General features: G+C 59.0%; 20 protein-coding genes. 7 read left to right on the forward strand and 13 right to left on the reverse strand.

Annotated features, from left to right (window positions below; all coding sequences use genetic code 11):
- Positions 1 to 47 precede the first annotated feature (47 nt).
- From FHL07_RS11990 to zwf, 3 genes are read right to left on the reverse strand one after another with little or no spacing between them, the layout of a single operon-like run.
- Positions 48 to 713, reverse strand: a complete 666-nt coding sequence (locus tag FHL07_RS11990; RefSeq protein ID WP_095003268.1) for a bifunctional 4-hydroxy-2-oxoglutarate aldolase/2-dehydro-3-deoxy-phosphogluconate aldolase — start codon at positions 711 to 713, stop codon at positions 48 to 50.
- Positions 714 to 730: 17 nt separating this feature from the next.
- Positions 731 to 1,444, reverse strand: coding sequence for a 6-phosphogluconolactonase (pgl, locus tag FHL07_RS11995; protein WP_095019695.1), 714 nt, complete (start codon positions 1,442 to 1,444; stop codon positions 731 to 733).
- A complete protein-coding gene (gene zwf / locus FHL07_RS12000; protein ID WP_095003270.1) occupies positions 1,431 to 2,900 on the reverse strand; it encodes a glucose-6-phosphate dehydrogenase in 1,470 nt (489 codons plus the stop codon). The genes pgl and zwf overlap by 14 nt, the downstream gene beginning before the upstream one ends.
- Before the next feature lie 205 nt (positions 2,901 to 3,105).
- Between zwf and FHL07_RS12005 the strand changes: the two genes are divergently transcribed.
- On the forward strand, positions 3,106 to 3,966 hold the full coding sequence (locus tag FHL07_RS12005; protein ID WP_169845242.1) for a MurR/RpiR family transcriptional regulator: 861 nt from the start codon (positions 3,106 to 3,108) through the stop codon (positions 3,964 to 3,966).
- Positions 3,967 to 3,988: 22 nt separating this feature from the next.
- Here FHL07_RS12005 and FHL07_RS12010 read toward each other — a convergent pair whose 3' ends face one another.
- From FHL07_RS12010 to FHL07_RS12035, 6 genes are all read right to left on the reverse strand, one after another.
- Positions 3,989 to 4,852, reverse strand: a complete 864-nt coding sequence (locus tag FHL07_RS12010) for a D-hexose-6-phosphate mutarotase (protein WP_095003271.1) — start codon at positions 4,850 to 4,852, stop codon at positions 3,989 to 3,991.
- Between the two features lie 97 nt (positions 4,853 to 4,949).
- Complete coding sequence (locus FHL07_RS12015) at positions 4,950 to 6,287, reverse strand: carbohydrate porin (RefSeq protein ID WP_138738519.1); 1,338 nt, start codon at positions 6,285 to 6,287, stop codon at positions 4,950 to 4,952.
- Between the two features lie 84 nt (positions 6,288 to 6,371).
- Positions 6,372 to 7,532: an ABC transporter ATP-binding protein gene (locus FHL07_RS12020; RefSeq protein WP_095003273.1), complete on the reverse strand. Its 1,161-nt coding sequence runs from the start codon at positions 7,530 to 7,532 to the stop codon at positions 6,372 to 6,374.
- 3 nt (positions 7,533 to 7,535) lie between these two features.
- Complete coding sequence (locus tag FHL07_RS12025) at positions 7,536 to 8,372, reverse strand: carbohydrate ABC transporter permease (RefSeq protein ID WP_095020853.1); 837 nt, start codon at positions 8,370 to 8,372, stop codon at positions 7,536 to 7,538.
- Positions 8,365 to 9,273, reverse strand: coding sequence for a carbohydrate ABC transporter permease (locus tag FHL07_RS12030; RefSeq protein ID WP_095003275.1), 909 nt, complete (start codon positions 9,271 to 9,273; stop codon positions 8,365 to 8,367). The genes FHL07_RS12025 and FHL07_RS12030 overlap by 8 nt, the downstream gene beginning before the upstream one ends.
- A 107-nt stretch (positions 9,274 to 9,380) precedes the next feature.
- The gene (locus FHL07_RS12035) at positions 9,381 to 10,670 is read right to left on the reverse strand and encodes an ABC transporter substrate-binding protein (RefSeq protein ID WP_095019694.1); all 1,290 of its coding nucleotides are present in this window, start codon (positions 10,668 to 10,670) and stop codon (positions 9,381 to 9,383) included.
- 354 nt (positions 10,671 to 11,024) lie between these two features.
- Between FHL07_RS12035 and FHL07_RS12040 the strand changes: the two genes are divergently transcribed.
- A complete protein-coding gene (locus FHL07_RS12040) occupies positions 11,025 to 11,672 on the forward strand; it encodes an AP2 domain-containing protein (protein ID WP_095020852.1) in 648 nt (215 codons plus the stop codon).
- On the opposite strand, the gene FHL07_RS12045 is transcribed toward FHL07_RS12040, so the two are convergent.
- From FHL07_RS12045 to edd, 4 genes are all read right to left on the reverse strand, one after another.
- Entirely contained in the window at positions 11,641 to 13,101 is a 1,461-nt protein-coding gene (locus FHL07_RS12045) for a HAMP domain-containing sensor histidine kinase (protein WP_095001387.1), read from the reverse strand. The genes FHL07_RS12040 and FHL07_RS12045 overlap by 32 nt on opposite strands.
- Complete coding sequence (locus tag FHL07_RS12050) at positions 13,091 to 13,822, reverse strand: response regulator (RefSeq protein WP_095019828.1); 732 nt, start codon at positions 13,820 to 13,822, stop codon at positions 13,091 to 13,093. The genes FHL07_RS12045 and FHL07_RS12050 overlap by 11 nt, the downstream gene beginning before the upstream one ends.
- Positions 13,823 to 13,911: 89 nt before the next feature.
- Positions 13,912 to 14,868 (reverse strand): glucokinase, encoded by a 957-nt coding sequence (locus tag FHL07_RS12055; protein ID WP_138738520.1) that lies wholly within the window; start codon positions 14,866 to 14,868, stop codon positions 13,912 to 13,914.
- Entirely contained in the window at positions 14,865 to 16,691 is a 1,827-nt protein-coding gene (edd, locus tag FHL07_RS12060) for a phosphogluconate dehydratase (protein ID WP_095001384.1), read from the reverse strand. Before edd ends, FHL07_RS12055 begins: the two co-directional genes overlap by 4 nt.
- Positions 16,692 to 16,900: 209 nt before the next feature.
- Between edd and gap the strand changes: the two genes are divergently transcribed.
- The 5 genes from gap to FHL07_RS12085 all read left to right on the forward strand — a co-directional run bounded on the left by gap (position 16,901) and on the right by FHL07_RS12085 (position 22,791).
- Positions 16,901 to 17,902, forward strand: a complete 1,002-nt coding sequence (gap, locus tag FHL07_RS12065) for a type I glyceraldehyde-3-phosphate dehydrogenase (RefSeq protein ID WP_095001383.1) — start codon at positions 16,901 to 16,903, stop codon at positions 17,900 to 17,902.
- Between the two features lie 4 nt (positions 17,903 to 17,906).
- Positions 17,907 to 18,371, forward strand: coding sequence for a methylglyoxal synthase (locus FHL07_RS12070; protein ID WP_095001382.1), 465 nt, complete (start codon positions 17,907 to 17,909; stop codon positions 18,369 to 18,371).
- A gap of 165 nt (positions 18,372 to 18,536) precedes the next feature.
- Positions 18,537 to 19,055, forward strand: a complete 519-nt coding sequence (locus tag FHL07_RS12075) for an RNA polymerase sigma factor (RefSeq protein ID WP_095001381.1) — start codon at positions 18,537 to 18,539, stop codon at positions 19,053 to 19,055.
- Positions 19,056 to 19,106: 51 nt separating this feature from the next.
- Positions 19,107 to 20,075 carry a FecR family protein gene (locus FHL07_RS12080; RefSeq protein WP_095001380.1) on the forward strand — a complete coding sequence of 323 codons (969 nt, stop codon included), beginning with the start codon at positions 19,107 to 19,109 and terminating at the stop codon, positions 20,073 to 20,075.
- Positions 20,076 to 20,193: 118 nt separating this feature from the next.
- Positions 20,194 to 22,791: a TonB-dependent receptor gene (locus FHL07_RS12085; protein WP_095001379.1), complete on the forward strand. Its 2,598-nt coding sequence runs from the start codon at positions 20,194 to 20,196 to the stop codon at positions 22,789 to 22,791.
- Positions 22,792 to 22,850 lie beyond the last annotated feature (59 nt).

The raw sequence follows: 22,850 nt of genomic DNA on the forward strand, positions 1-22,850 counted from the left end.
AGCGCACCAAAAACCGTAGAACACACAACACATTCGTAACTAAAACATCAATCCAGCAGGGCAAGCGCCTCAGCGGTGCATTCCTGGATTCGGGCCCAGTCGCCGTTCTTGATCCATTCGCTGTCCAGCATCCAGCTACCGCCCACGCACATCACGTTTTTCAAGGCCATGTAGTTGCGGATATTAGCCGGACCAACACCGCCGGTCGGGCAGAATTTCACTTCGCCAAAAGGGCCGCCCAGGGCCTTGATCGCCGCTACACCGCCGCTGACTTCTGCAGGGAACAGTTTGAAACGGCGGTAACCCAAGCCATAGCCTTCCATGATCCCGGAAGCATTGCTGATGCCCGGCAGCAGCGGAATGTCGCTGGCAACACTGGCCTCGAGCAAGTCACGGGTAATGCCCGGCGTAACAATAAATTGCGAACCGGCGTCTTCCGCCGCCGCCAGCATATGGCGATCCAGTACGGTACCCGCACCTGTCACCAGCTCAGGGCGCTGGTCACGCAGGATACGAATGGCCTTGAGGCCGAACGCCGAACGCAGGGTCACTTCCAGCGCCGTCAGACCACCGGCCGCCAGCGCATCCGCCAAAGGCAGGATGTCTTGTTCGCGGGCAATGGTAATCACCGGCAGAATTCGTGCTCGCTCACACAGGCTGTCGATCAGGGCGACTTTATCCGCCATCGATACGTTCGCAATTGTTGTTGTCATGGCAGCTGATCCTTGGCTCATGGGCACCAGTAAATCTCTAACGTAGGTTGCAGGAAGGCACGAATCGGCAAGGCGGCAACATCTGTGCCCCCCAGCGCTTCGTTGAGGGTGTTCAATTTGGACTGGCCCTGGATCGACAGCACCTTGTGCTTCGCGCTCGCCAACAGGCTGCGACTCATGCTCAGACGCTGGTGCGGCACCGTTGGCGCCAGCATCGCCCAGCAACGACGCGGGTTGTCCAGTTGCAGGGCTTCACTCAGATTCGGGCTATTGGGGAACAGCGACGCGGTATGCCCGTCATCGCCCATACCCAGGATCAGCACATCGATCGGCGGCAACTCGGCCAGCCCCTGATCGGCCTCCAGCGCAGCCTTTTCTACCGTGGCTGCAGCGTTATACAAGCCGACAAAACGGGCTTTGGCCGCTGGGCCTTGGAGCAGATGCTTTTTAAGCAGGCCCGCGTTGCTGTCGGCATGCTCGACCGGCACCCAGCGTTCATCCGCCAGGCTGACAACCACTTTCGACCAATCGACCGGCTGCTTGATCAAGCTTTGGAAAAACGCCACCGGGCTGCGGCCGCCGGACACCACCAGAGTGGCAACGCCCTGCTCGGCGATAGCCTGGTTCAATTGCCCGGCAACTTTTGTTGCCAGCCCTTCGGCCAACAACGCCGGGTTCTTGAAGGTGTGCGAGCTCACACCTTCAGGCAGTTTCAAATCAGATATCGCCATACCAAGACCTCCCGTCCCGCGTAATCAGTGCAATGGAACTCATCGGCCCCCAGGACCCCGCCGCGTAAGGCTTGGGCGCATCACCGGACTTTTTCCAGCCGGCGATCAACTGGTCGCACCATTTCCATGCCGCTTCAATTTCATCTTTGCGTACAAACAGGTTCTGGTTGCCGCGCATGACTTCGAGCAACAGCCGCTCGTAAGCATCCGGAATCCGTGTGCTGCGATAAGTGTCAGAAAAATTCAATTGCAACGGGCCGCTGCGCAGTTGCATGCCTTTATCCAGGCCCTGGTCCTTGGTCATTACCCGCAAGGAAATACCTTCGTCCGGTTGCAGGCGAATAATCAGCTTGTTGCCGATTTGCAGGCGCTGCTCGGGAGCAAAGATGTAGTGCGACGGCTCCTTGAAGTGGATAACGATTTGCGAGAGCTTTTGTGGCATGCGCTTGCCGGTGCGCAGGTAGAACGGCACCCCTGCCCAACGCCAGTTACGAATATCGGCGCGCAGTGCCACAAAGGTCTCGGTGTCACTCTGGGTGTTGGAGTTTTCTTCCTCCAGATAACCCGGCACCGACTGACCTTCGCTGTAACCGGCAATGTACTGGCCGCGTACCACCTGGGTGGTCAGGCCTTCGGCGCTGATCGGGGCCAGGGCCTTGAGCACTTTGACCTTTTCGTCGCGAATGCTGTCGGCCGACAGGTCCGCAGGCGGGTCCATGGCAATCAGGCACAGCAACTGCAGCAGGTGGTTCTGGATCATGTCGCGCAGTTGGCCAGCCTTGTCGAAATAGCCCCAGCGGCCCTCGATGCCGACTTTCTCGGCCACGGTGATTTCAACGTGGGAGATGTAGCGCTGGTTCCACTGGGTCTCGAACAGGCTGTTGGCAAAACGCAGCGCGATCAGGTTTTGTACGGTCTCTTTGCCCAGGTAGTGGTCGATGCGGTAAGTGCGGTTCTCGGGGAAGAACTGCGCCACGGAATCGTTGACCTTGCGCGAAGACTCAAGATCCGAACCGATGGGCTTTTCCAGCACCACACGGGTGTTTTCAGCCAGGCCGACCGCGGACAGGTTCTCGCAAATGGCACCGTACACAGCCGCCGGAGTGGCGAAGTAAGCGATCAGGCGCTGCTCTGTGCCGGCCATTTCAGCCAGCGCCAGGTAATCTTCAGTCTTGAAAAAATCCACATGCAGGTAGCTCAAGCGAGCCAGGAAGCGGTTCAATGCTTCGACTTCGATTTCCTTCTCGCCCAGATACTGGCGCAACTGGCTGTCGATATGCGCCAGGTGCGTGGAAGCCTCGCCCGGCTCTCGGGCCAGCGCGAGAATGCGTGTGTCGGCATGCAGCAGACCGGCACGATCCAGTTGGTACAAGGCAGGAAACAGCTTGCGCAGGGCCAGATCGCCAAGGGCGCCGAACAAGGCAAAGGTGCACGGTTCAACCGTAATCGAAGGCATGATGTTTGTTCTTTTATCAAGTTAAGCTACAAATACCTTTTTTCAAGGTATCACTCAAGGAAAAATGTAGTAATAAACACAACATTTTCTCAAAATACAGATTCCTGCTAGTGGTCGTCACAGGCCACCAGTAGGATAGGCCACCTTCCAGAACCGCTTTAGTCCGGTTCTTGCATCGCTGACCCAAGGACCATAAATGGACCGCGTGCGAAATTTACTCGAACAGATCAAGGGCCGCCTCGAAGACCTGAACAAGGCCGAGCGCAAAGTGGCCGAAATCATTTTGCAGAACCCGCAGCAGGCGACCCGATTCAGCATCGCCGCCCTGGCGCAGGCAGCTTCTGTCAGCGAACCCACGGTTAACCGTTTCTGCCGTTCATTTGGTGTCAGCGGCTACCCCGAGTTAAAGCTGCAACTGGCACAAAGCCTGGCCAGCGGCGCAGCTTACGTGAGCCGCGCGGTAGAGGCAGACGATAATCCGGCCGCGTATACACAAAAAATCTTCGGCAGCGCCATCGCCTCGCTGGACAGTGCCTGCCAGGCACTGGACCCCAACCTTATCAGCCGCGCCGTCGACTTGCTGATCCAGGCCCGGCAGATCCACTTTTTTGGCTTGGGCGCTTCTGCACCGGTGGCACTGGATGCGCAACACAAGTTCTTCCGCTTCAACCTGGCCGTCACCGCCCACGCCGACGTGCTGATGCAGCGCATGATCGCCTCGGTGGCGCACACGGGTGAATTGTTCGTGATTATTTCCTACACCGGTCGCACCCGTGAACTGGTGGAAGTGGCTCGCATTGCGCGCGCCAACGGTGCCTCGGTACTGGGGCTAACTGCGGAAAACTCGCCACTGGCCAAGGCCAGCACCCTGAGCCTGAACATCCCGCTGCCCGAAGACACCGACATCTATATGCCGATGACCTCGCGCATCATCCAGCTGACCGTACTGGATGTACTGGCAACCGGCATGACCCTGCGCCGCGGCGTGGACTTCCAGCCACACCTGCGCAAAATCAAGGAAAGCCTCAACGCCAGCCGCTATCCGGTGGGCGATGAGTTCAACTAGGCAAGCGCTTGGTAATGCCCCATCAGACGCTGCAAAGCCCCGCCCTCGCCTGCAAGCTCAAATGAGCCTGCTCGCCCGGGGCAAGGGCCTGGTTATGGGTACCGCCACTCGTGGACTCCACACACACAAAGCCCATCACTTCGTTCCAGCTCACCCCCAGCAACGGCCGCTTGCCGGGATGCCAGACCACCGTGCTGCCCTGATCACCCGTGTCGATGCTCAAAGCCCGTTGCCAGGCATGGTCATTGAGCTGCATTTCGCCGTCATGCTGGAACACCCGCTGACAACCACCTCCCACCCGTAACTCGCCTTTCTGCTGGCATACCTCACGGTTCAACTGGTCGTAGCCGTGCGCTCCGTCCAGACCGGACAGCGCTACCTCAGCAACATCACCAATTCGCCAGTAAGCGCGCAACGCCTGGCTCACCTGGCAAGGCTCGTCGTCCTGATGTTCGGTGCTCAGGCGCAGCTCCATTTCTTCGCCCAATCGCGCATGCAAATCCACCTGCCAATCGCACAGCTGCAAGCGCCAGTGCAAGGTCACCCCTTCTTCGTCGCTGCTGCTGTCGAGCAGCTTCCAGTCGATCAACCGCGCCCAGCCATGGGATGGCCAGGCGTTTTCACTGGGGTGACGGCCATACCAGGGCCAGAAGATCGGTACCCCACCACGTATCGCACCCACTTGCGGCCACTTGGCAGCGCACCACAGCCAGGGTTTTTGCCCGGTCGGCTGGAAGTGCAGCAACTGCGCGCCCTGACGGCTGAACACCGCCTGGCAATGCGGATGATCGATCACCAGTACGTCGCGCTGCTGAAAGCGCTCCCACTGGAAAACCGGCTGCTCGCGTCTGGATTTGAAAAAACGGTGAAGCGGATGCTCATGCATGTGCCGCAGTCCTGAAAATCATGCGCCGGGGGGTGCAGCCCCGAAAAAAAGCGGATAGCCAAGGCTATCCGCTGGAAAAACAAGGAGCTTAGCGCATTTAGAACGTCGACTGAATTTTCAGTCCGGCCACCAATGCGTTGTCTACCTGGTCCACACCACCCGGGTGAGTGATGTACTGCAGGTTTGGACGCACCGTCAGCCAGTTGGTCACGTGGAAGCCGTAGTTGAGTTCGTAGTTGTACTCGGTATTGCGCAGCGGCGTGTACAAGGGGTCGCTGTAGTCGGTGGCACCGATGGACGCATTGATCAGCTCGGCGCTTTTCTTCACGTCATCGTTGACATGAATACGGGCGGCGCCAATGCCGATGTCATCCTTGGGCCGGGCATCGAACGGCCCTTTGTACACAAACATCAGCGACTGATAGTTGTCGACGATGTTGGTCTGCTTGTCATGGAAAGTGGCGTTGGCCGCGATATGCAGGCCGCGCGAAGCGTCACCGTTGTGGCTGGTGAGTTGCTGCTGCACGACAAACCAGTAGCCGTGTTTGCTGTCACGTACGCGATAGTCCTGACCATCATTGGTGATATTGACCTTCACGTCATCGGCAGGCGCCGTGCTCTTGTAGTAACCCACACGGTATTCGCCCGGCAGGTCATTGACCTTGGGCGACCACACCAACTCAACCGGCAACACAGTGCCCTTGGTACCGCTGCCGCTGAGCTTGAAGCCGTTGCCGTGCTCCAGTTGCGACGGGTTCTGGTTGTACGCACCGATTTGCGTGTACAACTCAGGCGTGATGTTGTACTTCACGCGCAGCGCCGCCTGGCTGACCGGCCAGTTGTACCAGAGGTTGGTGGCCCAGTTACCCACCTGCGAGCCACAGAACGCCAGGTTCTGGAATTCGCACGGGAAGGTGTTGAAGTCCTCGCCTTCACCGAAATAACCGGCCTTGACGTCCAGTTTGCCATCGAGGAACTGGTGCTGGATCCACAATTGGGTCAGACGCACCATATGGCCACGGCCATAGACTTCCTGGGAGGAACTCAAGGTCCCTGCACGCGGATCACCGACACGGTCATTGGAAATATTCTGACCATTACGGTTGGTCAGCTGGATCTTCGCCTGGGTGTTGTCCCAGCCCCACAGCTTTTGCAGGTCCAGCGCCACACCCAGACCAAACTGGTCGCTGTAGCGTGCGGTCTTGTCGTCGTTGTAGCCACCGTGCAGGTTGGCGCCCACTTCACCGACATAATCGGCCTTGATGTCGATACCCTGCTCGATCAGTCTGGTGCGCTCGCCGCCCCAGTCGCCCGTCATCCATTTCGAATCGGCACTGAAGGCTTCGTCGGCGTAGACACTGCTTGCACCCAGACCTAGCGCGACAATTGCCGATAGCTGGCAGGCCAGACGGGTGCGGGTCATTCTGTTAGTCATCCCTTTAATCCTCGTTGTCTTCTTATTGGCTTTGTTTAACGCGGCACAACTGCAAGGAGGCCCGGTAACAGGCTCCCTGTTGACTTAACGACCCTTGAATTGCGCCACGTTATCAGCCCGGCCTTGAGCCTGAGGCGAACTCATCGCCCCCAGACGCTCCCCCGTATTCGCATCAAACAGTAGCACTTTGGCAGGATCGAACTGCAAATTGAGGCTCTGACCGACCGCAGGGGCATCATCCGGAGCCATGCGGCAGCACACTTTGATGCCGTTGAGGCTGACAAAAACCAGGGTATCGGGGCCGGTGGGTTCGACAACCTGCACCTCGGCGCGAATAACCGGCAGGCCATTGGGTTCGGCTGGCGCCAGCACAATTTGCTCGGCGCGGATGCCCACGATCACATCGCGGTCTTCCAGCCCGGCGTCCTGCATGCCCAGCGGCAGCTCGCAACGCGCCTGGCCGCTGTCGAGCAAGGCCAGCAAGCGGCCGTCGCGACGCTGCAAACGCAGGGGGATAAAGTTCATCGGTGGCGAGCCAATAAAACTGGCGACAAACAGGTTGGCCGGGTCGTTGTAGATCTGTTTCGGCGTACCGAACTGCTGAATGATGCCGTCCTTCATCACCGCCACTTTGTCGCCCAGGGTCATGGCTTCGATCTGGTCGTGGGTAACGTAGACGGTGGTGGTTTTCAGGCGCTGGTGCATCAGCTTCATTTCGGTGCGCATCTCGACCCGCAGCTTGGCATCGAGGTTGGACAGCGGCTCGTCGAACAGGTAGATCTTCGGCCGCCGCGCCAGCGCCCGGCCCATGGCCACGCGCTGCTGCTGGCCACCGGACAGCTGGCCGGGCTTGCGCGTCAGCAGGTGCTCGATCTGCAGCAGTTTGGACACCCGCGCCACTTCTTCGTCAATGGCTGCCGCACTCATCTTGCGGATCTTCAGGCCGAAGGCAATGTTGTCGCGGACATTCATGGTCGGGTACAGCGCGTAGGACTGAAACACCATGGCGATGTCACGGTCCTTGGGGCTCATGCCGCTGATATCGGCATCGTCCACCAGAATCGCCCCGCCACTGATGCTCTCAAGACCGGCGATGCAGTTCATCAGGGTTGATTTGCCGCAGCCCGAAGGGCCCACCAGAATCAGGAACTCGCCGTCATCGATTTTCAGCTCGATGTTTTTCAGCGTGTCGGGCAAACCCTTGCCGTAGGATTTATTTACGTTGCGTAATTCTAGAGTCGCCATGCCTTACCCCTTGACCGCGCCGGACGTCAGCCCGCGCAGAAAATACTTGCCCGCAAAGATGTAGACCAGCAGCGTCGGCAGCCCCGCAATCATGGCCGCAGCCATGTCCACGTTGTATTCCTTGGCGCCGGTGCTGGTATTGACCAGGTTGTTGAGCGCCACCGTAATCGGCTGCGCATCGCCACTGGCAAACACCACACCAAACAGAAAGTCGTTCCAGATTTGTGTGAACTGCCAGATCAGGCAGACCATGACGATGGGCACCGACATCGGCAGCAGGATGCGCCCGAAAATAGTGAAAAAGCCCGCACCGTCCAGACGCGCAGCCTTGACCAGCGCATCCGGGATACTCACGTAGTAGTTGCGGAAAAACAGCGTGGTAAAGGCCAGACCGTAGACCACATGCACCAGCACCAGGCCGGTGGTGGTGTTGGCCAGCCCCAGTTTGCCGATAGTGAACGAGGCCGGCAGCAACACCGTCTGAAACGGCAGGAAGCAGCCAAACAACAGCAGGCCGAAAAACAGCTGCGAGCCGCGAAAACGCCACATCGACAGGACATAACCGTTCATGGCGCCGATAAAGGTCGAAATCAGGACCGCTGGCACGGTGATTTTCACCGAGTTCCAGAAATACCCGCCCACCGTGTCCCAGGCCTTGATCCAGCCGATACCGTCGATTACTTGCGGCCAGCTCAGCAGGTTGCCGGTGCGGATGTCTTCCGGGGTTTTGAAACTGGTAAGCAGCATCACCACCAGCGGCACCAGATACACCGCCGCCGCAAGGATCAGGGTGGCGTAGATCGCCATACGGCTGAAGGTAAAACGCTGAGCATTAATCATGGCGTTTGTTCCTCAGCTCGGAATACAGATACGGCACGAGAATGGCCAGAATCGCACCCAGCATCATGATCGCGCTGGCAGAACCGATGCCCATTTGCCCACGGCTGAAAGTAAAGGAGTACATGAACATCGCAGGCAGATCCGAGGAGTAGCCAGGGCCTCCAGCAGTCATCGCTGACACCAGGTCGAAGCTCTTGATGGCAATGTGCGCCAGGATCATGAAAGCGCTGAAAAACACCGGTCGCAGGCTCGGCAGGACAATGCGCAAGTAGATGGTCGGCAAGTTTGCGCCGTCGACCTGAGCGGCACGAATGATCGACTGATCAACCCCGCGCAACCCGGCCAGAAACATCGCCATGACAAATCCGGAGGCCTGCCATACCGCCGCGATCACCAGGCAGTACACCACCCGGTCCTGATCCAGCAGCCAGTCAAAGCGAAAGCCTTCCCAGCCCCAGTCACGAAGCATTTTATCCAGCCCCAGGCCCGGGTTGAGCAGCCATTTCCAGGCCGTACCGGTGACGATCATGGAGAGCGCCATCGGGTACAGGTAGATGGTGCGGATAAAACCTTCCTTGCGAATCCGCTGGTCGAGCAGAATCGCCAGGAACACGCCAATCACCAGGCTGATGACGATAAACATGCCACCAAACACCGCCAGGTTCTTGCTCGCAACCCACCAGCGGTCATTGGCCATCAAGCGCGCATATTGCTGCAGGCCGACCCACTGGTAGCTGGGCATAAAACTGGAGTTGGTGAACGACAGCAGGAACGTCCAAAAAATGTAGCCATAAAAGCCCACCAATACGATCAGCATGCTCGGCGCCAAAACCAGCTTGGGCAACCAGCGCTGCAGCGCATCAAAGGGCGAGGCCTTGCTGAACACAGCCACGGAACTCATCGAAATACTCCCGGCAGGGTATGCCGGCATCCGCCAATGCAGATGCCGCACAACCAGGGACAAGGGGGGGGAGCCACGCACAAGGCGTGGCGGGTCAGCTCAACGAATTACTGTGCCGACTTGATGGCCGAATAGAGCTTTTTCCCGGCAGTGGCCGGATCAGCACTCTTGTCGCTCATAAAGTTGCTTACCGTGTCGAAAATAGCGCCCTGTACCGCCAGCGAGGTGGCCATGTTATGCGCCATGCTCGGCAACTGACCGTGGGTTTTGCCCGCTTCGGCAAAATCCTTGGCCGAGGCCTGGGCACAGCTGTCGAACTTGCTCATGTCCAGGTCACTGCGTACCGGGATCGAGCCTTTGTTCTGGTTGAACACGTACTGGAATTCGGGTTCAAGGGCGACTTTGGCCACGTCGTTTTGCGCGGCGATATTGCCCGGCGTGTTGTTTTTCGCCGAGAGTTTGAACATCGCCAGCGAGTCGATGTTGTAGGTAAAGCTGCCCTGGGTGCCCGGAAACGGCACGCATTCGAAATCAGTACCGGCCTTTTTGCCCGCAGCAGCCCATTCGCTTTTCGCCCAGTCACCCATGATCTGCATGCCGGCCTTGCCGTTGATCACCTTGGCCGCTTCCAGGTTCCAGTCCTGGCCGGTGCCGTCAGGGTCCATATAGCCCTGGAGTTTTTTCAGTTTGCTGAACACTTCAGCCATCTGCGGGCCGGTGAGGGTTTTCTCATCAAGATCGACGAACGCTTTTTTATAGCCTTGCGGGCCCATGACGCTCAGCACCAGGTCTTCAAAGACCGTGCTGTCCTGCCACGGCTGGCCGCCGTGGGCCAGGGGAATAAAGCCCGCTGCCTTGAGCTTGTCGCCCGCAGCAAAGAGTTCGTCAAGGGTAGTGGGCGCCTTGTCGATACCGGCCTTTTTGAACACTTCAGGGTTGATCCACAACCAGTTCACCCGGTGAATATTCACCGGTACCGCCACGTAATGGCCGTCGTACTTCATGGTGTCGGATACGGTCTTGGACAGCATGCCATCCCAGTTGTTGGCCTTGGACACCTCATCGAGGTTGGTCAACAAACCCAGTGCGCCCCACTCCTGCAAGTCCGGGCCCTTGATCTGCGCCGCTGATGGTGGGTTGCCGGAGACGGCGCGGGTTTTCAGCACGGTCATGGCCGCAGCACCGCCACCGCCTGCTACAGCGCTGTCCTGCCAGGTATAACCGTCTTTTTCGATCAGTTTTTTCAGCACATCAACCGCTTTGGCTTCACCGCCGGAGGTCCACCAATGCACCACTTCAACCGTGCCTTTGGAATCGGCAGGGGCAGCAGCATAAGCACCCAGGGGGAACAGTGTGGCAAGCGAAATGACAACGGCGAGGCGATTGAATGAATTCATGTCGAGACCTTTCTTGTTGTTATAGCTGTGCAAGTCTTTTGCTTGCGCTGCTAGAGAGTGTATCCATCGCAAACTGCCTGCACGTAACGAACAGACGCCGAAATGTCACAACCTGGTGACATGGCGGACGAGGTGATTGTTCTGTTCCAAAGATCTTTCAACAGTGCTTAAGCCCGTATTCCTCTGGGCACTTAAGCTGCGCCTATCGATACATAAGGTATTTTCTGCGTTGCATGTAGGACGGATCCCGAAGTCGTTTTCCCACGTTGAACCTGCAAAAAACTTCAGCGAGGCTGCAACACTTCGCCACAATTCAAGAACGGATGCCGGCCCCCCCATCAGGAGATGAGTTTCATGCCAAAACAGCGCGCAACGCCCCAGAATCACTGTTTTATCAGCCAGCTACTGGATCCGGACGGCACCCCCTGCGCCTGGAAGCTGGACATTCGGCGCTCGGGGAAAGTACATGTCCACTGTTTCAATTTCACCGACTACGCGGATCAGGCTGCTGCCCTGGAGGCCGCTGAGACCATGCGTAACCAATTGGTTCTCAAAATGCCACTGGCGTTTTCTTATGAAAACCGTCAGCGCCTTATGCCGCACAACACCAGCGGTCATCCGGGGGTGTACCGGGTCCGCTCCAACCAGATCGACTACTGGCGTGCGACAACCCGCATTCACGGCTACAACCTGAGCAAGAGCTTTCGCGTTGACCGGCATGGCGATGACGAGGCCAAACGCCTGGCGCTACAAGAGCGTCAGAGGCAACTGACTCTGTGCAATGAGCCCTACGACGTGGCCATGGAAAAACTGCAACAGCACTTCGGCCAGACCAGCAGGCGCGTGCGTGAGAACCGTATCAACGCCGCCATGAACAGCGACCACCCGCCCAGCCCCACCCTTGCAAAGCCTTCGGACAGCAACCTGGAACCCCTGTTGCCCATCAGCCCCGAGCAGGCGACCCTGTCGATCAATCGCCATTTCGCGGCAAGTGCAAAGTAACCCGCAGGCCGCCGGCCCGCAGGTTCTGCAAACTGACTTCACCGCCATGGCTATGGGCGATGCTGCGTGCAATCCCCAATCCGAGCCCGTAGCCCTGCTGCTGCCCGGCCAGGCGAAAGTGCGGTTCGAATACCTGCTCAAGACGCTGCTCGGGTACGCCCGGCCCCTCATCGTCAACCGTGAGGACAAAGGCCTGCTCATTGTCATCAATACGCAAATGCGCGTAGTGGCCGTACTTGAGCGCGTTATCGATCAGGTTGCCCATGCAGCGCCGCAGCGCCAGGGGTTTACCATAGTAAGGTCTGACAGCCCGGCCCTGCAGCGTTACGCGGCCGTTACCCTGGGGCAGCAGGTAAGGCTCGATCAGGCAGTCAAGCAACTGGTTCAAGTCCACGGCTTCGATGTTTTCGTGAATATCGGTGTCTTTCACACATTGCAGCGCCCCTTTGACCAGCATTTCCAGCTCGTCCAGATCACGGCCGAATTTGTATTGCAGTTGTTCGTCGTCGAGCAGCTCGACCCGCAGGCGCAAGCGGGTAATGGGCGTGCGCAAATCATGGGAGATGGCACTGAACAACTGGCCGCGCTCGGTCAGATAACGACTGATGCGGGCACGCATGGTATTGAGGGCGCGCGCCACCTCGACCACTTCACTGCCGCCGCCCACCTCGACCGGCTTGACCTCGTCCTCACCCAGCGACATGTCCCGGGCCGCTCGCGCCAGACGCTTGAGCGGACGGCTTTGCCAGTGCATCAACAGGCCGATGAACAACAACAGAAAAATACTGCTGAGCACGATAAACCACACCTGCAGGGCCGGCAGCCCCTCCTCTTCGAGACTGGTGTATGGCTGGGGCAACAAGGAGGCGATATACAGCCATTCACCGGGCACCATCTGGATTTGTGTGACCAGGATCGGCGGATCGACCGGCTCCAGCGTCAGTGCAAAATGCGCCCAGGAGCGCGGTAGCTCGTCGAGTTTGAGACCGGCATTGAAAATACGCAGATCCTGGGGGCTGACAAACTGCACCGACATCTCGACATTGGGCCCCACGGCCTCGCGCAATACCTGATCCACCGCATCCAGTACCGCCTGCTTGCGCTGGGTGGGCGGCAACACCTGCATATCCAGTGGTTTGTCGTTGAGGCTCACGACAAAACGCGTACCGCCCATGCTGCGCAGTTGATCCAGTACCAATGGGCGATAGGCCAGCGGCAGGGAACGCAGGTAGGCGACGGTGGCGTTCATCGAGTGGGCCAGGCTACGCGCGCTGTTGACCAGGCCTTCGAGTTGCGTGGTACGCAACTGCGACAACCAGATAGCACTGGACAGGGTTTGCGCCAGCAGGATGGCGAGCAAGGTCAGCAACAACATGCGTCCCAGCAGCGAACGGGGCATATGCCATTTGCCCAGGCGCTTAAAGGTCATTGCCGGACATGACCTGAGCCGCCAGCTGATAACCGCTGCCGCGGATGGTGCGGATCAGCCGTGGCGGCTTGTCAGTGTCACGCAGGCGCTGGCGCAGGCGGCTGACCGCCATGTCGACAATGCGATCAAGCGGCATCAGCTCACGCCCGCGGGTTGCATTGCCAATAGTGTCGCGGTCGAGAATCTGCTGCGGGTTATCGAGAAACAATTTGAGCAAGGCAAAATCTGCCCCCGACAAAATCACCTCTTCTCCATCGGTATGAAACAGCCGATGAGTTACGGTGTTCAGCCGCCACTCTTCAAATGCCAGCACCTCGTTGCCCGAGGTGGTAGCGACAAATTGTGCCCTGCGTAACAACGCCTTGATCCGCGCCAGCAGCTCACGGGGGCTGAAGGGTTTACCCAGGTAATCGTCGGCGCCCAGCTCAAGACCAATGATGCGATCGGCCTCGTCGGAACTGGCAGTGAGCATGATGATCGGGATCTGGGCAAAGCGCGGATGCTGACGCACCCAGCGGCACAGGCTGAAGCCGTCTTCATCGGGCAACATGACATCGAGGATCAACAGATCACTCGCCGCGCTGTCCAGCGTTTCGCGAAAACCGGCGCCATCTCCCACGGCACGCACCTGGAAACCGGCGCGGGTGAGATACAGATCAAGCAGGTCGCGAATTTCCTGGTCGTCATCGACCAGCAAAATGGATTTGCCGGGTGTGCTCACAGTGGTGTTCCTTATTGTTTTTATACGGCGATCCAAACTCTGTGGGAGCGGGCTTGCTCGCTCCCACAACAAGCCCACTCACGGAGCTTTCAGCCAAACGCCTGCTGCAACGCCACCCCGGCACCGATCAAACCCGGGTACGGCGCCGTCACCAGCCACACCGGGATACCCTTGAGGTAGTCGCTCATGCAGCCTTTGTCGGCAAAGCTGCGGGCAAAGCCGCTGGCCAGGAAGATATCGGCAAAGCGCGGAATCACCCCGCCGACGATATACACCCCGCCACGGCCACCGATGGTCAGCACATTGTTGCCCGCCACACGGCCCAGCCAGCAACTGAAATGCTCCAGCACTTGCAGCGCCACAGGGTCGCCCGCCAGAGCAGCCGCGGTAATGGCCCGGTCACTGTCCAGTACCGGTGCATGGCCATCCACCGCACAAATCGCCCGATAGACCCGCGGCAAACCGCTGCCGCTCAAAATGCTCTCGGCGCTCACATGGCCGATTTCATTGTAGATGTGCTGCCACAACTGCACTTCACGCGGGTTGCTCATGGGCAGGTCGACATGCCCGCCCTCCCCCGGCAAGGCCATGAATTGACCCTCGCCGAGATTGAGCAAAGTGCCCACACCCAGCCCGGTGCCCGGCCCGATAACCACCGCCGGGCGCGTCGGGTCAACAACCCCCGGACAAACCTGGCGCACATCTTCGGGTTGCAGCCGGGTCATGCCCAAGGCCATCGCGCTGAAGTCGTTGATCAGCAGCAGATTGGCGACCTGCAGCGCACGGCAGAAGGCCGAGCGGCTCAAGCGCCAATGGTTGTTGGTAAAACGAAATTCATCGCCACTCACCGGCCCGGCCACTGACAGACATACCGAGCCTACAGAGCCCGGAGCCAGTTCCAGCGTATCCAGGTAAAGCTTGATGGCATCTTCCGGGCAGGCGAAGTCTGCTGTGGGCAATACGCTGACCGAACGCAACTGGTCGTTTTCCCACAACGCAAAACGTGCGTTGGTACCGCCTATATCACCGACCAGTGCGAGCTTCATTTCAGATTTTCCAGAGACGAGGTAAAGGTGCTCGCGCCCTGCTCGGCCGAACTGAAGGCCTGACGCATAAACGCAAACAACTCACGCCCGGTGCCGACGGCATTATCCAGAGTGCCGACAGCCGGGGTGCGCGCGGCAAATTCTGCCTCATCCACCAGCAGTTGCAACGTACCTTTTACCCCATCGACGCGAATTATGTCGCCGTCCTGCACCCGCGCCAGGGCGCCGCCAATCGAAGCCTCGGGGCTCACATGAATCGCTGCCGGGATCTTCCCCGACGCGCCTGACATCCGCCCGTCGGTAATCAGCGCCACCTTGAAGCCCCGATCCTGCAACACACCCAGAAACGGCGTCATCTTGTGCAGCTCGGGCATACCGTTGGAGCGCGGCCCCTGAAAACGCATCACGGCCACGAAGTCGTGCTCCAGCTCACCGGCCTTGAACGCATCGGCCAGTTGTTGCTGGTCCTGGAACACCCGCGCCGGGGCTTCGACGATCTGATGTTCCGGGGCTACCGCCGAGACCTTCATCACGCCACGGCCCAGGTTGCCTTCCATCACCCGCAGGCCACCCTCGCCGGAGAATGCACGGGCAACCGGGCGCAGGATCGACTCGTCGAGGCTTTCAATCGGACCTTCACGCCATACCAGCTCGCCATCCACCAGGAACGGTTCGCGGGTGTAGCGGCTCAGGCCATAGCCCGCCACGGTGTTGACGTTTTCGTGAAGCAGACCGGCTTCCAGCAGCTCCCGAATCAGGAACGCCATACCACCGGCGGCCTGGAAGTGGTTGATATCGGCCTTGCCGTTTGGATACACGTGGGACAGGGTCGGTACCACCTCGGAGAGGTCGGCCATGTCTTGCCAGGTCAACTGGATACCCGCCGACATGGCAATCGCCGGCATATGCAGGGTGTGGTTGGTCGAACCGCCGGTGGCGTGCAGCGCAACGATGGAGTTGACCAGCGAACGCTCGTCAACGATCTCGCCCAGCGGCATGAAATCGCCGTTTTGCTTGGTCAGACGAGTGACTTGATGAGCCGCTTCGCGAGTCAGGGCATCGCGCAAAGGCGTGTAGGGGTTAACGAAAGAGGCGCCTGGCAAATGCAGGCCCATCACTTCCATCAGCAACTGGTTGGTGTTCGCGGTGCCGTAGAACGTGCAGGTGCCAGGGCTGTGGTAGGACTTCATCTCCGATTCCAGCAACTCTTCGCGGCTGGCCTTGCCTTCGGCGTAGCGCTGGCGCACATCGGCTTTTTCCTTGTTGGAAATGCCCGACGGCATCGGCCCACCCGGTACAAAGATGGTCGGCAAGTGACCAAAACGCAGCGCCCCCATCAGCAGGCCCGGCACGATCTTGTCGCAAATGCCCAGCATCAGCGCCGCGTCGAACATATTGTGGGACAGCGCCACGGCTGTGGACAAGGCAATCACTTCGCGGCTCAGCAAACTGAGTTCCATGCCCGGCTCGCCCTGGGTCACGCCGTCACACATGGCCGGGGTGCCGCCTGCGAACTGGCCCACCGAGCCAATTTCACGCAGGGCTTTTTTGATTTGCTCAGGAAAGTGCTCGTACGGCTGGTGCGCCGAGAGCATGTCGTTATATGACGAAACAATTGCCACGTTGGCCGCGTTCATCATCCGCAGGCTGTTTTTATCTTCAGTGCCACACCCTGCCACGCCGTGGGCGAAGTTCGCGCATTGCAGCTTGCCGCGTTGCGGGCCGTCGCCGGCAGCGCCACGAATAAGCGTCAGATACGCCTCGCGGGTTGCACGACTGCGGGCAATAAGACGCTCGGTGACTTCAAGAACGCGGGGATGCATGTGTTGAACTCCAGGCTAACGGATGTGGCGACCTGTGCGTGTCCTATGCTGACCGAAGGGCTCCGGGGAGCGACTTCAATCATTCGGACCCGTTGATTCAGGTCACTCGTTGTAGATAAAACAAAATATTGCCACTTAAATGGCTTGTTTTCTATTTTTATGCGAATAATCTTGTAATTCCAACAACAAATCGATGGCAGGCGCTTTCCATGACTCTACGAATCGCAATCAATGGTTTTGGCCGTATCGGCCGTAACGTCCTGCGCGCACTGTATACCCAAGGCTACCGTCAGGACCTGCAGATCGTCGCCATCAACGATCTGGGTGACAGTTCGATCAATGCCCATCTGCTCAAGTACGACACGGTTCACGGCACGTTCGACGCCAATGTCGAACACGATCAGGAAAGCCTGACCGTCAATGGTGACCGCATCAGCGTGACCGCCATTCGCAATCCGGCCGAACTGCCGTGGGCGGCACTGAACATCGATGTGGTGTTTGAATGCACAGGTTTGTTCACCGAGCGCAGCAAGGCACAAGCACATATTACTGCTGGCGCCCGCAAGGTGATTATCTCTGCTCCCGGCAAAAATGCCGATGCGACGGTGGTCTACGGTGTCAACCACGACATTTTGCGTCAATCCCACCACATTATTTCCAATGCTTCCTGCACGACCAACTGCCTGGCACCCGTGGCGCAGATCCTGCACCGCGAATTCGGCATTGAAAACGGCCTGATGACCACCATTCACGCCTACACCAATGACCAGAACCTGACCGACGTTTATCACTCGGACCCCTACCGCGCACGTTCGGCCACCCAGAACATGATCCCGAGCAAAACCGGCGCAGCCGAAGCCGTGGGCCTGGTATTGCCGGAACTCGCCGGCAAGCTCACCGGCATGGCCGTGCGGGTGCCGGTGATCAACGTGTCGCTGGTCGACCTGACCATTGAACTCAAGCGCGAAACCACCGCAGCTGAAGTCAACGCACTGTTCAAGGAAGCCAGCCAGCACTCCAAAGTACTGGGTTACAACACCCTGCCGCTGGTATCGAGCGACTTCAACCACAACCCGCTTTCGTCGATCTTCGATGCCAATCACACCAAAGTCAGCGGCAAACTGCTAAAAGTGCTGGCCTGGTACGACAACGAGTGGGGCTTCTCCAACCGCATGCTCGATAACTGCCTGGCGCTGCACAACGCGGAGTAACGCGATGATCGGTATCAGCTTCACCACGGCCACCCTGGCGGCGCGCAAGCGTATCGCTCTGGTGGCCCACGATCATTGCAAGGGCTTTTTGCTGGACTGGGCCGAACGCCACAAGGCAGCCCTCAGCCAGCATGACCTGTGCGCCACCGGCACCACCGGGCTGCTGCTGAGCCAGCGCCTGGGCCTGCCGATCGAAAGCATGATCAGCGGGCCGTTGGGCGGCGATCAACAGGTGGGGGCACGGATCGCCGAGCAACGGGTCGACATGCTGGTGTTCTTCTGGGACCCGTTCGAGCCCCAGCCCCACGACCCGGACATCAAGGCACTGCTGCGGGTTGCGGCAGTATGGAACATCCCCGTGGCGTGCAATGAATGCAGCGCCGACTACCTGCTCAGCAGCCCGCTGATGAGCCAGCCCCATGAACACCGCATTCCTGATTACAGTGCGTATTTGAAGGGTCGGGTTTAGGTTTATGGTGGGAGCGAGCCTGCTCGCGAAGACGCACTATCGTCTACGACCTTCGCGAGCAGGCTCACTCCCACCAGAACGATTTCAAACCATTTCAAAACAGCACTTGACCAATAGCACAGATGATAAGCATTATCATTCGCTCAAAATCGGTCGGGTAGCACTGTGAGTCAGTCCCACTTCAATCAAGTCTTCCTTACCCAACGGGTAACCCTGCTGCGCACCCTGGAGCGGATGGTCAACAACCACAGCACCGCCGAAGACCTGCTGCAGGAGACCTACCTGCGCGTAACCCGCGCCTTGAGCGAACGCAGCGTCGAGCACCTTGAGCCCTTTGTGTTCCAGACCGCACGCAATCTGGCGCTTGACCACCTGCGCGCCCGGCGGATCCAGTCACGCACCGTGGTCGAAGATGTGCCCACTGAAGTGATCGAAGGCGTTGCCTCCCCTCTCAGCACCCCTGAAGAAGCCCATCAAGCCGCGCAACTACTGGAGCGTCTGAGTGTGAGCCTGAGCCAGTTAAGTGCCCGTCAACAACGGATTTTCATCCTCAGCCGCCTGCATGGCTGCAGTTATCAGGAGATTGCCGAAGAGCTTGACGTTTCCTTGAGCACCGTTCAAAAGGAACTCAAATTGATCATGGCAATCTGCATCGGGGTAGCCGACAGACTCAATCGCCCTTAACCTTGACCGGCGATGCCTGCTAGAACGCTCTGAAACTGCCAAGGAACATCCGTGACGGACACTCACAAATCTGCCGTGCCAGAACTGGCGCAAGACGTGCTGCAGGACAGCGCCATGGATCAGGCACTGGAATGGCTGATTACTCTTGAGTGTGCGAGCGACGAACAAAAAGCCGCTTTCGAAAACTGGCTCAATGCCGACCCCGCCCATGCCCAGGCCTTTGCCAAGGCCAATGCGATCTGGAACGGCGAACCGCTGCTGGCCGCCGCGCAAACCCTGCAAGCCCGCCGTAGCCCCGGCCTGTTGCGGCGCATAGGACGACACTGGAAACACCTGGCAACTGCGGCGGTGGTGATTATCAGCGTCGGCAGCTACAGCAATGTACCGTTACGCCTGCAAGCCGATCACCTGACCGTGGTGGGCGAGCGCCAGCGCCTGCAACTCGAGGACGGCTCAAAAGTGCTGCTTAACACCAACTCGGCGTTTTCCAGCAAGGTGGTCAATGCCCAAAGCAGCGCCCGCCTGTATCAGGGCGAAGCGTATTTCGAAATTCCCGCCGACCTGGAGTTCCCGCTGGTGCTTGATGCTGGCCCCGTGCGCGTCAGCGTGCGCGACACCGCCTTCGCCGTGAGCTACCTCAATGGTGAAACACAGGTGCGGGTGCAGCGCGGCGACGTCGACTTGCGGGTCAACAGTGCCGGTGCGCAAATGCGCCTGTCGGCTGGCAACAGCGTGCGCATTGGCCCTGACGGCTTCAGCAAGACCGCCCGGCTCAACCCCCAGACCGACCTGGCCTGGGTGCAGGGGCGCCTGGTGTTCGAAAACTGCCCGATGGGCAAGGTGCTGGATGAAGTACGCCGCTACTACCCAGGCTGGATCGTCAACAACAACGACAAACTCGCCAACGTGGCAGTGACCGGCAACTACCGGCTGGATCAGCCTCTGGATATCGTCCGCTCACTGGCCCATATCACCTCAAGTAGCCTTTCAGAATTCCCGGCGTTGGTAATTCTCAATTAAAAGTAGGTTTTTTTACTCGATAGCCTAAGGTCATACGTCTCGTTGTAGTCAATGCAACTGATTCGCATTTTGAGTCAGCTTCGCAACTATAAGATTCGTTCACCACGGAGCGCTATCAATGCCCACTCGTTTCAACAGCCGGTCCTCATCCAACGCCCGCAAGGGTGGTTTGCAGCAGTGCACGTTGTCGTTGTTGACCGCCGCCATGCTTTTGGCCGGTGTGCAGGCGGCTCCAGCCCTGGCGGCGACCGATGAGCAGCCGGCGACCCGCTCCGTGGGCAATTACAAGTTTGCGATCTCCCAGCAGCCATTGGCCTCCGCGCTTAACGATTTCAGCACGGTGACCGGCTGGCAGGTCGGCCTGCCGGCAGAGCTGGCGCAGAATGTGTCCTCACCCGGCGTGCGCGGTTCACTCACCCCGGAAAAAGCCCTGGAGCGCCTGTTGATCGGCACCAACCTGGGCTACCGCAAGCTGGCCAGCAACAATATCGTGCTGGAAAAGCGCAGCAGCTCCACCGGCACCCTGGCCCTGCAACAAGTCACCATCAGCGCCACTCGCCAGGAGCAGGACGTGAACTCGGTGCCCAGCACCATTACCGTCCATGACCGCCAGGATATGGACCGCGATAACGTCAATACCATCAAGGACCTGGTGCGCTATGAGCCGGGTGTCTCGGTAGGCGGCGCCGGCCAGCGTGGCGGCATCAGCAACTACAACATCCGCGGCATCGACGGCGACCGGATCCTGACCCAGGTGGACGGCGTCGAGATCCCCAACTCGTTCTTCAACGGCCCGTACGCCAAGACCCAGCGCAACTACGTCGACCCGGAAATCATCAAGCGCGTCGAAATCCTCCGTGGCCCGGCGTCGGTACTTTATGGCAGCAACGCCATTGGCGGTGCCGTCAGCTACTTCACCCTCGACCCCAATGACATCATCAAGCCGGGCCAGGATGTTGGCGCCCGCCTCAAGGCCGGCTACAGCTCGGCCGATCGCAGTTGGTTGAAATCCGGCACCGTCGCCGGCCGCTCGGGCGACTTCGACGGCTTGTTGCACCTGAGCCAGCGCGACGGTCACGAAACCGAATCCTACGGTGACCACGGCGGCACCGGGCTGTCCCGTACCGCGGCCAACCCTGAAGATACCAAAACCACCAACGTACTGGCCAAGCTGGGCTGGAACTACAACGATGACGACCGTCTTGGCTTCACTTATGAGAAGTACAAGGACCGCCTCGACATCAATGAAAAAAGCGCGGTCGGCGGACCGTTCAACAACGGCCAGCCGCTGGGCATGTACCTGTCGCGTAACGGCAAGGACACCATCAGCCGCGAGCGTTTCGGCCTGGAAAACAGCATGGCGCTGGATACCGCCGTGGCTGACCACTTCAAGTGGAGCCTGAACTACCAGATCGCCAAAACCGACCAGAACACCCTGGAAGACTACTTCCCCTACAGCCGTCATGTGATGCGTTCGCGCAACACCACCTACGAAGAAAAAACCTGGGTACTGGACGCCCAGGCAGACAAAGCCTTCCATATTGCTGACACCGATCACCTGCTGACCTACGGTGCCACTATCAAGCACCAGAAAGTCACCGGTTCGCGCAGTGGCTCGGGCACCTGCCTGGCAGTAGGCAATGGTTGCACCGCCGTGGGCGCCGACAGCCCGAAAGATTACCTGGTCAAATCCAGCGACTTCCCGGACCCGACCATCAACACCTACAGCCTGTTCGCCCAGGACCAGATCAGCTGGAATGACTGGACCTTCATGCCCGGCCTGCGCTACGACTACACCAAGCTGACGCCGCATATCACCCAGGAATTCCTCAACACCGTCAACAGCGACCAGAAAGGCACCGTAAGCGATGCAGACAAGGTCTGGCACCGCCTGTCGCCAAAACTGGGCGTCACTTACGCGTTCAACGACAACTACACCTGGTACGGCCAGTACGCCGAAGGCTTCCGCACCCCGACCGCCAAGGCGCTGTACGGTCGATTTGACAACCTGCAGGCAGGCTACTCGGTAGAGCCGAACCCGGATCTGGAACCGGAAAAAAGCAAAAGCTACGAGACCGGCCTGCGCGGCAACTTTGACGCTGGCTCATTCGACGTGGCGGTGTTCTATAACAAGTACCGCGACTTCATTAACGAAGATGCCATCACCCCCGGCTACGACGACCTCAAGTTCCAGGCCAATAACATCAAGCACGCCACCATCAAGGGTGCCGAGGTCAAAGGCCGCCTGAACCTGGACGCTTTCGGCGCGCCACAGGGCCTCTATACCCGTGGTTCCGTGGCATATGCCCACGGTCGCAACGAAGACACCGGCCAGCCGATCAACAGCGTCAACCCGCTGACCGCCGTGATGGGCCTGGGCTACGAGCAGCAGAACTATGGCGCCCTGGTGAGCTGGACCCTGGTCAAGAGCAAGGACCAGGTCGACGACACCAGCTACTTCGCCCCCGATGGCACCAGCAAGCAGTTCAAGTCGCCTGGCTATGGTGTGCTCGACCTGACCGGTTTCTACAAGGTCACCAAGGACGTCACCGTCAATGCCGGCCTGTACAACCTGACCGACAAGAAATACTGGAACTGGGATGACGTGCGCGGCTACGACAGCGTGGGTGAGGCCGGCGTGCTGAACCCGGCCAATATGGAGCGACTGACCGCGCCGGGCCGCAACTTCTCGATCAATCTGGTCTGGGATATCTGATCAGCCACGCTCACTGCGCAGAATTTTGCTCTGCGCAGTGAGGATTTTTTACTGTGATG

The sequence above is a fragment of the Pseudomonas sp. FSL W7-0098 genome, assembly GCF_005930585.1.
Taxonomy (GTDB): domain Bacteria; phylum Pseudomonadota; class Gammaproteobacteria; order Pseudomonadales; family Pseudomonadaceae; genus Aquipseudomonas; species Aquipseudomonas bubulae.

Coding starts and splice junctions, on each gene's coding strand:
- FHL07_RS11990 (WP_095003268.1), bottom strand. CDS start 713: ATGACAACAACAATTGCGAACGTATCGATGGCGGATAAAGTCGCCCTG.
- pgl (WP_095019695.1), bottom strand. CDS start 1,444: ATGGCGATATCTGATTTGAAACTGCCTGAAGGTGTGAGCTCGCACACC.
- zwf (WP_095003270.1), bottom strand. CDS start 2,900: ATGCCTTCGATTACGGTTGAACCGTGCACCTTTGCCTTGTTCGGCGCC.
- FHL07_RS12010 (WP_095003271.1), bottom strand. CDS start 4,852: ATGCATGAGCATCCGCTTCACCGTTTTTTCAAATCCAGACGCGAGCAG.
- FHL07_RS12015 (WP_138738519.1), bottom strand. CDS start 6,287: ATGACTAACAGAATGACCCGCACCCGTCTGGCCTGCCAGCTATCGGCA.
- FHL07_RS12020 (WP_095003273.1), bottom strand. CDS start 7,532: ATGGCGACTCTAGAATTACGCAACGTAAATAAATCCTACGGCAAGGGT.
- FHL07_RS12025 (WP_095020853.1), bottom strand. CDS start 8,372: ATGATTAATGCTCAGCGTTTTACCTTCAGCCGTATGGCGATCTACGCC.
- FHL07_RS12030 (WP_095003275.1), bottom strand. CDS start 9,273: ATGAGTTCCGTGGCTGTGTTCAGCAAGGCCTCGCCCTTTGATGCGCTG.
- FHL07_RS12035 (WP_095019694.1), bottom strand. CDS start 10,670: ATGAATTCATTCAATCGCCTCGCCGTTGTCATTTCGCTTGCCACACTG.
- FHL07_RS12040 (WP_095020852.1), top strand. CDS start 11,025: ATGCCAAAACAGCGCGCAACGCCCCAGAATCACTGTTTTATCAGCCAG.
- FHL07_RS12045 (WP_095001387.1), bottom strand. CDS start 13,101: ATGACCTTTAAGCGCCTGGGCAAATGGCATATGCCCCGTTCGCTGCTG.
- FHL07_RS12055 (WP_138738520.1), bottom strand. CDS start 14,868: ATGAAGCTCGCACTGGTCGGTGATATAGGCGGTACCAACGCACGTTTT.
- edd (WP_095001384.1), bottom strand. CDS start 16,691: ATGCATCCCCGCGTTCTTGAAGTCACCGAGCGTCTTATTGCCCGCAGT.
- gap (WP_095001383.1), top strand. CDS start 16,901: ATGACTCTACGAATCGCAATCAATGGTTTTGGCCGTATCGGCCGTAAC.
- FHL07_RS12070 (WP_095001382.1), top strand. CDS start 17,907: ATGATCGGTATCAGCTTCACCACGGCCACCCTGGCGGCGCGCAAGCGT.
- FHL07_RS12085 (WP_095001379.1), top strand. CDS start 20,194: ATGCCCACTCGTTTCAACAGCCGGTCCTCATCCAACGCCCGCAAGGGT.